The following is a 13276-nucleotide window of genomic DNA, read 5'->3' as shown; positions in this document are numbered from 1 at the left end:
CCCGGAGGAGTTCCGGAATCAGGCCCTTGCGGCCTAGTCGCTATTTAGGGCGTCCAAGATTTGGGGCGCAGTTCACATGCGGAGGTCGGGCTTTTTGCATAAACGCCGGCGTATTGACGAATTTGGGGCTGCTGGAAATACGAAACTATGCCGGTTTACTACGATGAATTGAGAAATGCCAACCACGCCGGCTTTTCGCTAAAAAGTGCAAGGCATCTACCTGCGGTTTTAGTTCAACAAGTTTCGGAGTGGTCGCGGTTGAGCGATTCATCGTAGTAAACCGCCATAGTTTTGGCGGAGGCAGTCAGATTTGTGGGCGGTAAACCAAAGAGTGTCCCTTTTGAATAGTCGTTTAAGAACGTCCCCAATGACTAAGTTGCAGGTGACGGCGGTTGTGTTACACTAACGCTGCGTATATGACGCAAATATCTCGATACAGATCAATGATGTCCGTCGGTATTTGACGGAGCTAGACTGTTTAGCCGCCCTGAAGGTTTATGCAGGGAGCATGTGATCACAGGGCTTGAAAAGAAAGTTGAGCAAACACTGTGTCTGATCAACAGCAAGAAAACGAAATAACGACGACGCAGGCCGCTCCCGCTGCACCGGTTGCGTCGGACCAGGTCGCGGCGCCCGCGCAAGCCTCGGCTCCTGAGACGCCTACGCCTGCAACGGCTGAGAAGGCCGTGCCTGCAACTGGTGAGGAGGCTGTTCCGGCAAAGCCCAAGCGCACGCGCCGCGCGGCCAAGCCTGTCGCTGACGGCGAGGAGGTCACCAAACCCAAGCGCCGTACCACGCGCACGACGCGCGCCAAGCGCACCGTTGCAGCTGACTCCTCGGCGCCGATTTCCGATGAGGTCGCGCAGGCACGTGCGTTGGCGCAGATTAGCGAGGCTCAGGTGGTGCGCGCCCGCCGTCGTGCTGCCGAGCGTGAGGCCGCGGCTCTGACTGAGCTCGCAGCTCCGTCTTTACCCGAGACGTCTGCCGCCGACCAGCCGACCGAGAAGCCGGCACCGCGCACGCGCCGTCGCACGGCTGCTAAGGCCGAGCAGGTTGCTGAACAGGTAACCCCCGAGCTCACTGAGGCTTCGGTCCGTTCCGCAGCGGGGGAGGACGCATCGCCTGCTGAGCCCGCTGCGCCTGTCGAGGCCAGCGAAGTTCCCGTTGTCGATCCGGCTTTGCGCCCGCACCGTCGCGGTCGCAAGCCCAAGGCCTTCGTCGAGGCCGAGAAGGCCGCAGCCGCAGCCGCCGCCGCTCGGGATGCTGCGGCGACCGCCGAGTCTGCAACCGCTGCCGACGCGCCCGTCCAGGATGCTACGACTTCCGAGGCCGCTCCCGCCGATGCCGAGCCCGCCGACGTCCGTCCCGGTCGCAGCCGTCGTACTGCTGCTAAGCGCACGTCCAAGGCCAAGGCTGCCAAGAAGGGCGCGTCCGAGGATTCCGCCGAGACGACCGCCGATGCATCGATTGATGCCGCTGAGTCCCAGGACGTCGAACAGCCTGCGCCCGAGAAGCCCAAGCGCGGTCGTAAGAAGTCCGCTAAGTCCAAGGCGTCCGAGCGGCAGGCTGATGTCGAAGCGCAGATCGATTCCGGCGCCGAGGCCAATGACGCCGCTGCGGCCAATGCCGACGCCGCCGCAACCGATGGCGCCGCGCCCGCCGAGGCCGAAGACGGCGTTCGCCCCAACCGTCGCCAGCACAAGCGCAATGACGACCGCAGCGACCGCAAGGACGAGCGCAACAACGACCGTCGTAACCGCCAGCGCGATCGCAAACAGCGCAACAAGGAGCGCAACGCCGCCCCCACCGAGCCCACGCTTTCGCGCGAGGAGCTCGCGGCCATGAAGGTCGCCGAGCTGCGCGAGAAGGCCAAGGAGTTCGAGATTGAGACGACCGGCAAGAAGAAGGCCGAACTCGTCGAAGAGATCTACACCGCCGCCGCGAAGGCCGAGGGCTTCCGCGACATCAAGGGCATCCTGCAGATTCGCCCGGATAGCTCCGGCATCATCCATGCTCACGGCTACATGAAGTCCAACGACGACGCCTTCGTGCCCGCCTACCTCATCCGCTCCGCGCGCCTGCGCACGGGCGACGTCATCGAGGGCTCGCTTCGTCCTTCGCGCGGCGGCGACAAGCGCGCCGGCCTCGCCAAGATCACGACCGTCAACGGTCTGGACCCCGAGCAGATTCGCAATCGCCCCAAGTTTGGTGACCTCACCCCGGTCTATCCCAACGAGCCGCTGCGCATGGAGCACGGCAAGGACTCCATTACCGGTCGCGCCATCGACATCGTGTCGCCGATCGGCAAGGGTCAGCGTGGCCTGATCGTGTCCCCGCCTAAGGCCGGCAAGACCACGATCCTCAAGAAGATCTGCCAGTCTATCTCGATTAACAACCCCGAGGTGCACCTCATCTGCCTGCTCGTCGACGAGCGCCCCGAAGAGGTCACCGATATGCAGCGTTCCATCAAGGGCGAGGTTGTGGCGTCGACCTTCGATATGCCCGCCGACAACCACACTCGTGTGGCAGAGCTCGTCATCGAGCGCGCCAAGCGCATCGTGGAGCTGGGTGGCGACGTCGTGGTGGTGCTCGACTCCATCACGCGTCTTGCCCGCGCCTACAACTTGGCGGCGCCCGCCTCGGGCCGCATCCTTTCGGGCGGCGTCGATTCGGCGGCCCTGTATCCGCCCAAGCGCTTCCTGGGCGCAGCCCGTAATATCGAGAACGGTGGCTCGCTCACCATCCTGGCCTCTGCCCTCATCGACACCGGTTCCAAGATGGACGAAGTCATCTTTGAGGAGTTCAAGGGCACCGGCAACATGGAGCTTAAGCTCGACCGCGATCTTGCCGACCGTCGTATCTTCCCGGCCATTGACCCCGTTGCCTCCGGTACGCGCAACGAGGATCTGCTGGTCGACGAGCAGATGCGCCCGTTTGTCTTTGGTCTGCGTCGCATTCTTGCCGGCATGAACAACACCGAGCGCGCAGCCGCATCGTTTATCAAGGGTCTTAAGGGCACCAACACCAACCAGGAGTTCCTGGTGCGTTCGGCCAAAAAGCACAGCGACTACGAGCAGACGTTCTAGGTTGTCATCTACACGCAGCGATAGTCATCAATGCAATAAAGGGTCGGGGCTTTGAGCCTCGGCCCTTTTCTATATAGCCGCTCCGCGCTTTTTTGACCATAAGACTGGCAAGCAGCAGGTTTCCCGTTTCAATCCGACATCGTCGCTTGCAATAGACTGGGCGGTTTCGCATAATAGCTTTTAAGCTTCGCGACGGAAAACGCAGATGAAACGAACCATATACCGTTGCTTTGGGGCATAGCCCCGCTTCATCTTCTCTCGCGCAGCCAACTGAATGATGCGATTTGGGTGCTGGAAGATGGGGAGAGCTCATGGCTTCTTCTGATGCAACACAACGAGCAGTCCTTGCCGGACTTTCGTGCGGGATCGGCCTTGCCGCTCCCGTGGTTATGTATGCCGCGACGCTGCCGTTTTCGTCGGTGAATGAGACGGTCGTGGCGGGTGCGGTTCCCTTCGCCGTGGGCGCGGTGGCGGGCGTGGGTATCTATGCCGCTTCGCTGGGTATCTCCGAGTACCGTGCGCAGCGTGAAGAGCGTCTGTTCCAGCCCGATGCCATGGGCGGTGCCGCCAATCTCAATCAGCATCAAAGCGAGTTCAAGACCGCCTCGATTCCAGCCCAGCAGCAGGATGCGACTCCTTACACTGCGGCTTCTGCTTCTCAGACTCAGTCGGAGCAGTCTACCTCGGCATTCCTTTCCGGCCTGACCGGTGCGTTCCAGCGCCGTCATGCCGATGATGGTGTTCCTACCATCGCTCGAGCCGCAGATGCTATGGACGAGGCCAAGGCTTGGTCCATGATCGACAGTATGCTCGACGACGATTCGCCGGTGAGCTGCGACCCTGCACGCTCGCGCGACGTCTATCAAGTCGCCATCGACGAGCTCACCAACGGCGGGCAGACCGGCTCCCTCAATCGCGACGACATCGCCGCCGCGGCGCGTGCCGTGTCGGGCTCCCAGGCCGCCCCTGCGGGCAGCACGGCGGCTTTCGTGGCACTCGTTGCCAACGCGGCAGCCAATAACGCCTACAACGCTACCTCGGCGGACGCGAACGCTTCTGCCGACAATTCGTACGTTGATGAAGCCATGACTGCGGACGAGGAGGCCGTTGCCGCCCGCCGTGCCGCCGAAAGCTCGCTTTGGGGCGCTCCTGCCCAGCAGCAGGCGGCTGAGGCTGCGCCGTACAATGCAAACCTCGCCAGCATGCCTATCATCTCCGGTGCCGTGGACATCGATCTCGATGACCTCGATGAGCCTGCAGCCATCACCGCATCGATTGATGCCCAAGATCGCATCGACACCGGCGACCTTCCGGACGCCTCGCTCGAGGTTGATGTTCCCATGGCCGATTACTCGGGCCACGAGGACATGTGGGCCGCCGCCACCGCGATTCTGGATGAGATTGACGAGCCTGCTCCTGTTGCAGCCCCCGCTCCCGTCGCTGCCCCTCAGCCTGCTGCCCCCGCCTATGTCGGCCGTCACAGTGCTGTGTTCCCCGAGGATACTGCCCGTATCTCGCGCGAGAGCATCGAGCGGGCCGAGGCTATTGCCGCCGGCATTATGGAAAACCGTCGTCACGAGCGCGTCAATCAGATCCTCGAGGAAGAGATCGAGCGCCTGCAGTCCTCAACTGCCAAGCGTACGGGCCGTGCCTATCTGAGCGTTATCGAGGGCGGTACCGCCAGCTTCGCGCCGCTCCGCGCGGAGGCATAACTTCTGCATGGTTAAGATCAATCGAAAATGGGCGGTTGTAACCTGCCTGATGGCGCTCTTGATCTGGGGCAATTCGCTGGTTCCCGGCTCGGGGTCGGGCTCGCTGAGCCTAACGGTCATGGAAGCTATCCGCGGTTTCCTGCACGGCGTGGGACTTCCATATGAATGGGTGACCAACTTTGTTGTTCGCAAGTGCGCGCATTTTACCGAGTATATGGTGCTCGGCATCCTGGCAACGCATGCCTTTGATTTTGAGGGCCGGCGCACCTTTGACGTGCTGCTGCCCACGGCGGTGTTCCTGCTGCTGATTCCTTCGATCGACGAGACGATTCAGCTCTTTGTGCCGGGACGCGCTGGCATGATCACCGATGTGATGATCGACTGCTGTGGAGCGGCAACGGGCGTTGTGCTCCGATATCTCTTACGGTGGCTGATGTGCGCCAAAAAAGCCGCCTAGGACGTATTGTTTGGTCCTAGGCGGCCTTTTTTATTTGAGGGCTTATATGGGGCGTGGTGGCGTCGTTCCGTAGGTCGGATTTGCCGAGCGCGCCACGCCCTGTGGGTGCGTCTGCTACTGAAGCGCCTGTGCGCCCAGGGCCAGGCAGCCCATGATGCCCTGCTTGCCCTCGAGGCTGTTGTTGACAATATAGGAATCGATGTCGTTGACCTCGGGCGTGACGATATAGCCGTTGAGCATCTCGGCGCACTTTTTGCGTGCGAGCGGCACAATGGGGGTGTGGTCGGCCACGCCGCCGCCGATGATGATCTTTTGCGGTGCGTAGCACAGCGTGTAGGTCATGAGCGCCTGTGCCAGATAGCCGGCGAGCAGGTCCATGGCCTCTGGGTCATCGGCCATGTCTCCGGCGCTCTTGCCATCCCAGCGCTTTTTAACGCCGGGGCCGGCGATGAGGCCCTCGAGGCAGTTGTCGTGGAAGGGGCAGGCGCTGTGCTCGCCAATGGTGTCGCGCGGGTCGCGCGTGACCAGGATGTGGCCGGCCTCGGGATGCATCATGCCGTGCACGAGCTTACCGCCCGAGAGCACGCCTGCGCCTACGCCGGTGCCGATGGTCAGATACACAACGTCAGTGAGGCCCTGGGCGCAACCAAAGGTTACCTCGCCCAGGCAGGCAACGTCGACGTCGGTGTCGTAGCCACAGGGAATATTGAGCTCGTTTTGGATGGTGCCCAGCAGGTCAAAGTAGCGCCATGCCGTCTTTGGGGTCTCCAGGATCTTGCCGTATTGGGGCGAGGCAGGGTTGACTGCGGTGGGGCCAAAGGCGCCGATGCCCAGCGCAGTGATGCCCTTGTCGGCAAACCATGCGTTGACGGCCTTAACGGTCTCCTGCGGGGTCGTGGTCGCGATCTGCTCACGTTCCAGGACTGTACCGTCTGCATAGCCCGTGGCGCAGACCATCTTGGTGCCGCCGGCCTCGAGCGCTCCGATAAGCTGCTGCTCTGCCATAGTGTTCCTCTCTCTGGGACGAGTTGCTCCGTGACTAAAGTATAGCGCTCTAAACCATTTAAGAAAGCGCTATAAAAAGAGGCCTCGCAACGCGGCGAGCGGTGCGAGGCCTCTTTGGTTACTTTAGCTGCCCGGCCGTCCTTACCCGCGCGGCTTGATTTTATCACGCAGCGACTTGAGGTTCTCCAGCGCCGCGTTAAGCGTCTCGTCTCGCTTGGCAAAGTGGAAACGAATCAGATGGTTGACGGGCTCACGGAAGAAGCTCGATCCGGGAACAGCGCCCACGCCCACCTTAGACGCGAGGTCCTCGCAGAATTCGAGGTCGCTGTCATAGCCAAACTCAGAGATGTCCAGCATGACGTAGTAGGCGCCCTGCGGCACGTTATGCTCAAGACCGATGCTGTCGAGTCCCTGGCAGAACAGGTCGCGTTTGGCGGTATAGAGGTCAAGGACCTCATCGTAATAGCTGTCGTCGAAATTAAGGGCGGTAACGACGGCCTCTTGCAGGGGAGCGGCGGCGCCCACGGTGAGGAAGTCGTGGACCTTCTTGATGCGCTCGGTAATCTCGGCCGGGGCGATAGTGTAGCCCAGACGCCAGCCAGTGATGGAGTAGGTCTTGGACAGCGAGCTGCAGCTGATGGTGCGCTCGAACATGCCAGGCAGCGTGGCCATATAGACGTGCTCATGGGGTGCGTAGACGATGTGCTCGTATACCTCGTCGGTGATGCAGTAGGCGTCGTACTTTTTGCAGAGGTCGGCGATAAAGGTGAGCTCCTCGCGCGTAAAGACCTTGCCGCAGGGATTGGAAGGGTTGCACAGGACGATGGCCTTGGGGTCGTTGTCGCGGAAGGCCGCCTCGAGTGCCTCACGATCGAAGTCGAATGTGGGTGGGTTGAGCGGCACGTAGATGGGCTCGGCACCCGAAAGGATCGTGTCGGCGCCGTAGTTCTCATAGAACGGCGAGAAGATGACGACCTTGTCGCCGGGGTTCGTGACCGTCATCATGGCGGCCATCATGGCCTCGGTGGAGCCGCAGGTGACTACGATATTCTCGTTGGGGTTCACCGGCATGCCCATAAAGTGCTCCTGTTTGGCGGCGAGCGCCTCGCGCATGGCCTGGGAGCCCCAGGTGATGGAGTACTGGTGATAGAGCGGCTTGGGGTCGCTGGCGATGGCGCTGAGGCTATCGAGCAGCTGCGCCGGGGGATCGAAGTCGGGGAAGCCCTGCGAGAGATTGACAGCGCCGTACTTATTGGAGATGCGTGTCATGCGGCGGATGACCGAATCGGTAAATCTTGCCGTGCGGTTGGAGAGTTCTTTCATGACGGTCCTTTCGAGGATTTGCAGTGGGGCAAGTTTACTCCTATGAAACCGGTGGGATTTGCTCGAAATGGTCTCGAAAAACTCTTTTCAAAATTCTTGAAAATTGGGGCTTGCATCGCGTGGCGTTCCTTGCAATAATAGTCGAGCGCGAAGCGCACAGGACACGGTGGGTGTAGCTCAGTTGGCTAGAGCGACGGGTTGTGGTCCCGTAGGTCGAGGGTTCGAGTCCCTTTACCCACCCCAGTTCTTGCTTCGTGTTGATATCGGGTCGTTAGCTCAGTTGGTAGAGCAGGGGACTCTTAATCCCAAGGTCCAGGGTTCGACCCCCTGACGGCCCACCACACGATATCTCCTCTAAAGTCCGCCACAACGGACTTTAGCTTTGGGTCGTTAGCTCAGTTGGTAGAGCAGGGGACTCTTAATCCCAAGGTCCAGGGTTCGACCCCCTGACGGCCCACCAAAGATCGTTAAAGCGACTGGCTCAGGCTGGTCGCTTTTTTGTTGACCTCGCATGGGGTCGAACCCGTCGGGGCGCGGAGCTGAGGAAATGCGTAAGCATTTGCCAGCGCAGCGCGCAAGGCGCGAAGCGCCGCAGCGGCCGCCTGCGCAGCAGGCTGACCCCCTGACGGCCCACCAAAGCATGTTAAGACGGTCAACTTCGGTTGGCCGTCTTTTTTTGTTGACCTTTCATGGGGTCGAACCCGAAAGGGCGCGGAGCTGAGAAATCTGCACCGTGATTCCCTTAGGGAAAACACTGCTAAAGCCCCGTAGGCGTGTTCTCCTTAGAGGAATCATGCTCACAGGGCTCGATGCATGTTGAAAAGTTGTGATCAAACTCAAAGTGAGAATCGATTTAGTCTGCTCGATAGTGCGATCCGAGACTTTCGGTCCGCTTACGCATGGCTTTGACCATTTCCTGTGCTAGTTGAATCTGCGATTGCAGGCGGGCGAGGGCTGCGACTTCGCTGTCCTGGGCTTTCTGTGTGCTCAAGGTCGTTGCCTCTGTCTTCAAGCCCTCAAGCTCGTGTAGTGCCTCGGATAGGCCCGTCTCGGTGCGGTTGATCATGCAAAAGGTGCTCATCGTGTGCCTAAGGCTGTGTGTCAGGCGTTCGGCATCTGTTGTGGCAATGCCGTACTGGGGGAGGGTGATATCCGCCTTCAGGGCCGCCTCAGGCTCTTTCTGCGCTGTGAGGGCTGCCGATGCGCCCGCGATACGTCCGAATACGATGCCGTTGGCGCTTGACAAGCCACCAATGCGGTCGGCGCCGTGCATGCCGCCTGTCGCCTCGCCGCAAGCGTAGAGGCCCTCAACGCCCGTGTGCGCGGTCTTATCGATCTTGATGCCGCCGTTAGCGGCGTGGGCATACATCGCAACGCGCATCTCGTCGGTCGGCGCGATGCCGTGCTCGTCTTGCAGCCAGGTGGCAAAGGTCTGCACAAACTCTGGGACATCCTCGCGGGGGAAGTCGTAGTGGAGTGCCAGGCCTTCGGCACCTGCCTGATCGATGACGAGATCGATAGCGCGGGAGGCCAAGCGTGACGTGAAGGGACCATGTCCAGAGCGCTGCTCGAGCAGGTCGTCCAGCTTGTCGTCGGCAATATCTACCGGCTGGTCTACATGCACGTAGCGCCAGGTTTTCTCGTTGAAGACCAAGTTACGCCTGGGCTCGATGAAGCCAGGCATCATCTGCATGAACTCTATATTAGTAAGTGTTGCGCCGTGCGCCAGTGCGATGGCCTGCGAGGAGCTGAGCACATCAGCCGACGTAAGGCTGCGCTCGAACAGGCCGCCTGTGCCACCGGCTGCGATGATCGTGGCCTTGGCAGCAAAGGGCACGATTCGATTTTCGGTAAGGTCGTAGAGTACGGTTCCGGTTATTCTGCCGTTCGTGTCCTCAACAAGGTCGATAAGCTCATGGCGGGGGAGCAGGCGAATGCCGAGCGACTCGATCCAGGTCGTCAGAGCGTCCTCAAGGGGCTTGCGGGTGAGGCCGCGCCACATGCGCGTCTTGTGGTCAAAGCAGGGGATAAACTGCTTTTGTTGAGCACTCTTGGCGCTTTGCGGACGCTGGAGCTCAACGCCCAGGTCTTGCTCGAGCCAGTCAATCGCTTGGCGAATGCCGTGGACGAACGTTTGGACGAGTTCGGGGTCGGCAACGCCGCCGCCGACGGTCTGGATGGTGTCGATGAGGTCCTGCTCGTCGTCTTCGTCGACGGGACCGATGAGGCCGAGGCCCCAGGTACCCGGGAAGAAGCTCGATCCACTCATGGTCTTGCCGGCGCTTGCCACAGTGACGGTTGCACCCTTGCGTGCCGCTTCGATGGCGGCGCAAAGGCCCGCAATGCCAGCTCCAATTACCAGTACATCAGTCGATTCCATCGGATTCCTTTCTCGTCCGGCGCATTGTCGCACGGGTGATCGGCAATGGGGCCGCAAAGACTCGGCAAATCGGTAAAGGGCAAATATGGCAGGTGGGCGTCAGGTGGACTCGGTCACTTCGGTCGGCTAATTTGGTAAGTTGCGGTGGAATACGGACTGTTTTGGCCTGTATGGATGCAATTCAGTCCGTATTTCACCGCAACTGATATATCGGACCTTCTAATAAGAGTAACCAATTTGGGACGGGGCAAACAAAAAGAGCCGCTACCCGGGTGGGTAGCGGCTCCAAAGCTCAGCTATATGAGCATCGCACGGGCGCGATTAGGCCTTGAGGGCCTCCTCGACGGCGACAGCGCAGGCGACGGTGGCACCGACCATGGGGTTGTTACCCATGCCGATGAGACCCATCATGTCGACGTGCGCAGGCACGGAGGAAGAACCGGCGAACTGGGCGTCGGAGTGCATACGGCCCATGGTGTCGGTCATGCCGTAAGAGGCAGGGCCGGCGCCCATGTTGTCCGGGTGCAGGGTACGGCCAGTGCCGCCACCAGAAGCGACGGAGAAGTACTTCTTGCCAGCCTCGAGGCGCTCCTTCTTGTAGGTGCCAGCGACGGGGTGCTGGAAGCGCGTGGGGTTGGTGGAGTTACCGGTGATCGAGATGTCGACGTTCTCGTGCCACATGATGGCAACGCCCTCGCGGACGTCGTCGGCGCCGTAGCAGTTGACGGCGGCGCGGGGACCATCGGAGTATGGGATGGTCTCGACGACCTTGAGCTCGCCCGTGAAGTAGTCGAACTGGGTCTTCACGTAGGTGAAGCCGTTGATGCGGGCGATGATCTGAGCAGCGTCCTTGCCCAGACCGTTGAGGATGACGCGCAGCGGCTTCTTGCGAGCCTTGTTGGCGTTCAGAGCCAGGCCGATAGCACCCTCAGCGGCAGCGAAGGACTCGTGACCTGCCAGGAAGGCGAAGCACTCGGTGTCGTCGGAGAGCAGCATAGCGCCCAGGTTGCCGTGGCCCAGACCGACCTTGCGGTCCTCGGCGACGGAGCCGGGAACGGTGAAGGCCTGGATGCCCTCGCCGATGATGGCGGCAGCCTCAGAAGCGGACTTGGCGCCACGCTTGACAGCGAGAGCGCAACCGAGGGTGTAGGCCCACTCGGCGTTCTGGAAGGCGATGGACTGGGTGTTGTTGACGATCTCACGCGGGTTGAAGCCCTTGTCGGTGCAGATCTGCAGAGCTTCCTCGAGGGAGGCGATGCCGTTGTCGGCGAGGCACTTGTTGATCTTGTCAGCGCGGCGCTCGTAACCTTCGAACGTAACAGTCATAGTTATTTCCCTCCCTTTCTACTCGTGAACCGGGAACACGCTGGCGACGGAGTGAGTCTCCTCGTCGGTGCGCGGGTCGATGTACTTGGCAGCGTTCTCCCACTGACCATAGTGGCCCATAGCGCCAGCGATGGCCTCCTCGGGGGTCTTGCCGGCCTTGACGGCGTCGGTGAACTTGCCGAGGTTCAGGAACTCGAATGCGATGATCTCGTTCTTGTCGTTGAGAGCCATGCGGGTGACGTAGCCCTGAGCGAGCTCGAGGTAACGAGCGCCCTTGGCCTTGGTGCCGAACATGGTGCCGACCTGAGAGCGAAGGCCCTTGCCGAGGTCGTCGAGGGAGGCGCCCACGGGCAGGCCGCCCTCGGAGAACGCGGTCTGGCTGCGGCCGTAAACGATCTGCAGGAAGATCTCGCGCATAGCAACGTTGATGGCGTCGCAGACGAGGTCGGTGTTGAGGGCCTCGAGGATGGTCTTACCGGGAAGGATCTCGGAAGCCATGGCGGCAGAGTGGGTCATACCCGAGCAGCCGATGGTCTCAACGAGGGCCTCCTCGATGATGCCGTCCTTGACGTTCAGCGTGAGCTTGCAGGCGCCCTGCTGAGGTGCGCACCAACCCACACCGTGCGTAAGACCGGAGATGTCGGAAATCTCCTTAGCCTGGACCCACTTGCCCTCCTCGGGGATGGGTGCGGGGCCGTGGTATGCACCCTTGGCAACGGGGCACATGTTCTCCACTTCCTGTGAGTACTGCATGCCTCTCCTCTCTATCGTGTTGGCGTCCCGTCTGGGGGCCGTGGCTGGCGATTGCCGGGCGACCCTTCGAAAGGGACATGACATGCAGCCCCTATAATACCGCGAAATGCACGGAATATTCGGCGAACGGCTCAGTTTTCGTAGCGAGATGCGCGGAACTTTCAATTGAAACGGTTTAACTCTATATTCTGTGGTCGTGCACTTCCGTAGAGGGGGTCCGTCTTGGGCAAGCTTTTGGTCAGCTTTTGTAAGCGTTGCAGGGGTTGACCTGTTGCAACGGTGCCGTTCGCCGCCTGTTTACTGCCTTTGGCCGCGCGAGCGAATTGTTTTGCGTGAATGTTTTGATGGCACGCTTCAATCGTGCTGTATTGGATGGCAAGCAGATCCCGGCGAAGGGAGCGCCATGCAGCGCGTTTGGAGAACGGTTACCGGCTTTTACCATGTCTGTGCCCGCGGTACGGGCAAGCAGCTCATCTTTGAGGGCGATGAAGACCGGTGGGAGTTCTTGGAGCTGATGCGTGAGTGCTGCCGCAAGGCGGGCGTGACGGTTATCGCCTGGTGCCTTATGGGCAATCACGTGCGTCTGGTGCTTGCAGATTACGAGGACGCGATGAGCGCGGCGATGCACCGGCTGCTTTTGACGTACGCGCGGCGGTTCAATAAACGCACGGGGCGCACAGGGCATCTGTTCCAGAACCGTTTTGACCGGCGCTCGCTCGATACCGACTGGCAGGTGATGGAGGCTATTCGCTCCGTGCATGCTAATCCGCAGGAGGCGGGTATTGCTCTGGTCGAGTGCTATCCGTGGAGCAGCTTTGCCGAGTATCTACGGGCCTATGATAACGATATGACGAGGGGATTTTCCGACCCTTCTTGCGTGCTTGAGCTTTTTGGTTCTGCCAAGGCCTTTATTGTCTATTCGCTTTCGACGCTCGACGACGGCGAGTCGGCGATGCCCGATCTGGAAGAGACGGAGTGGGAGCGGCACGCCTTTGCCGAAAAGTTGGCGAAGGGGCTCGGGGTCCCGCTCGACGTGGTTAAAGCCGCATCGTCGGCGCAGCGCAATACCGTGATTCTTGGATTGCACGATGCCGGTTTTACGGTGCGTCAGATTGAGCGATATACGGGGATTGGCAAAAGTACCGTTTCTCGCATTGTGCACGCTTATGCGCAGGTGGACGCGCAGGCCGAGGGCTCGAAATAAAGGCAGAAAAGAAAATGGCCGAATCGCGAA

At 60.7% G+C, this 13276-nt stretch carries 9 protein-coding genes and 3 tRNA genes; 7 read left to right on the top strand and 5 right to left on the bottom strand.

All coding sequences use genetic code 11. From position 1 onward, the window contains the following. The first annotated feature begins 548 nt into the window (after window positions 1-548). The 3 genes from rho (at window position 549) to I2H19_RS06495 (ending at window position 5255) form a co-directional block, all read left to right on the top strand. A complete protein-coding gene (gene rho, locus I2H19_RS06505) occupies window positions 549-3086 on the top strand; it encodes a transcription termination factor Rho (protein ID WP_271745729.1) in 2538 nt (845 codons plus the stop codon). A 311-nt stretch (window positions 3087-3397) separates the two neighbouring features. After that, a complete protein-coding gene (locus I2H19_RS06500) occupies window positions 3398-4798 on the top strand; it encodes a hypothetical protein (protein ID WP_195622068.1) in 1401 nt (466 codons plus the stop codon). A 7-nt stretch (window positions 4799-4805) separates the two neighbouring features. Beyond that, window positions 4806-5255, top strand: coding sequence for a VanZ family protein (locus tag I2H19_RS06495; RefSeq protein ID WP_148332258.1), 450 nt, complete (start codon window positions 4806-4808; stop codon window positions 5253-5255). 114 nt (window positions 5256-5369) lie between these two features. On the opposite strand, the gene I2H19_RS06490 is transcribed toward I2H19_RS06495, so the two are convergent. Beyond that, a complete protein-coding gene (locus I2H19_RS06490; protein ID WP_195622066.1) occupies window positions 5370-6260 on the bottom strand; it encodes an ROK family protein in 891 nt (296 codons plus the stop codon). A 141-nt stretch (window positions 6261-6401) separates the two neighbouring features. Then, window positions 6402-7583 (bottom strand): pyridoxal phosphate-dependent aminotransferase, encoded by a 1182-nt coding sequence (locus tag I2H19_RS06485; RefSeq protein ID WP_195622064.1) that lies wholly within the window; start codon window positions 7581-7583, stop codon window positions 6402-6404. A gap of 166 nt (window positions 7584-7749) precedes the next feature. Between I2H19_RS06485 and I2H19_RS06480 the strand changes: the two genes are divergently transcribed. The 3 genes from I2H19_RS06480 (at window position 7750) to I2H19_RS06470 (ending at window position 8043) form a co-directional block, all read left to right on the top strand. Next, a tRNA-His gene (locus I2H19_RS06480) sits at window positions 7750-7826 on the top strand. Between the two features lie 22 nt (window positions 7827-7848). Then, a tRNA-Lys gene (locus tag I2H19_RS06475) sits at window positions 7849-7924 on the top strand. Window positions 7925-7967: 43 nt separating this feature from the next. After that, a tRNA-Lys gene (locus I2H19_RS06470) sits at window positions 7968-8043 on the top strand. A 393-nt stretch (window positions 8044-8436) separates the two neighbouring features. Here I2H19_RS06470 and I2H19_RS06465 read toward each other — a convergent pair. The 3 genes from I2H19_RS06465 to I2H19_RS06455 all read right to left on the bottom strand — a co-directional run bounded on the left by I2H19_RS06465 (window position 8437) and on the right by I2H19_RS06455 (window position 12042). Further along, complete coding sequence (locus I2H19_RS06465; RefSeq protein WP_195622055.1) at window positions 8437-9963, bottom strand: FAD-dependent oxidoreductase; 1527 nt, start codon at window positions 9961-9963, stop codon at window positions 8437-8439. A gap of 321 nt (window positions 9964-10284) precedes the next feature. Beyond that, window positions 10285-11289 (bottom strand): GGGtGRT protein, encoded by a 1005-nt coding sequence (locus I2H19_RS06460; protein WP_006235553.1) that lies wholly within the window; start codon window positions 11287-11289, stop codon window positions 10285-10287. A gap of 18 nt (window positions 11290-11307) precedes the next feature. Beyond that, a complete protein-coding gene (locus tag I2H19_RS06455; protein WP_006235554.1) occupies window positions 11308-12042 on the bottom strand; it encodes an iron-sulfur cluster assembly scaffold protein in 735 nt (244 codons plus the stop codon). A gap of 403 nt (window positions 12043-12445) precedes the next feature. Here I2H19_RS06455 and I2H19_RS06450 point away from each other — a divergent pair, with 403 nt between their 5' ends. Further along, window positions 12446-13246 carry a transposase gene (locus I2H19_RS06450; protein WP_195622054.1) on the top strand — a complete coding sequence of 267 codons (801 nt, stop codon included), beginning with the start codon at window positions 12446-12448 and terminating at the stop codon, window positions 13244-13246. Window positions 13247-13276: the final 30 nt, after the last annotated feature.

The sequence above is a fragment of the Collinsella aerofaciens genome (assembly GCF_015560135.1).
Lineage (GTDB): Bacteria > Actinomycetota > Coriobacteriia > Coriobacteriales > Coriobacteriaceae > Collinsella > Collinsella aerofaciens_AN.
Note: the sequence above shows the minus strand (reverse complement) of the source record. Positions and strands in the feature narration are given on the sequence as shown.

Excerpts from the sequence above, each read along its gene's own strand:
- I2H19_RS06490 (WP_195622066.1), bottom strand. The coding sequence starts at position 6,260 with ATGGCAGAGCAGCAGCTTATCGGAGCGCTCGAGGCCGGCGGCACCAAG.
- I2H19_RS06500 (WP_195622068.1), top strand. The coding sequence starts at position 3,398 with ATGGCTTCTTCTGATGCAACACAACGAGCAGTCCTTGCCGGACTTTCG.
- I2H19_RS06460 (WP_006235553.1), bottom strand. The coding sequence starts at position 11,289 with ATGACTGTTACGTTCGAAGGTTACGAGCGCCGCGCTGACAAGATCAAC.
- I2H19_RS06495 (WP_148332258.1), top strand. The coding sequence starts at position 4,806 with ATGGTTAAGATCAATCGAAAATGGGCGGTTGTAACCTGCCTGATGGCG.
- I2H19_RS06465 (WP_195622055.1), bottom strand. The coding sequence starts at position 9,963 with ATGGAATCGACTGATGTACTGGTAATTGGAGCTGGCATTGCGGGCCTT.
- I2H19_RS06485 (WP_195622064.1), bottom strand. The coding sequence starts at position 7,583 with ATGAAAGAACTCTCCAACCGCACGGCAAGATTTACCGATTCGGTCATC.
- I2H19_RS06455 (WP_006235554.1), bottom strand. The coding sequence starts at position 12,042 with ATGCAGTACTCACAGGAAGTGGAGAACATGTGCCCCGTTGCCAAGGGT.
- I2H19_RS06450 (WP_195622054.1), top strand. The coding sequence starts at position 12,446 with ATGCAGCGCGTTTGGAGAACGGTTACCGGCTTTTACCATGTCTGTGCC.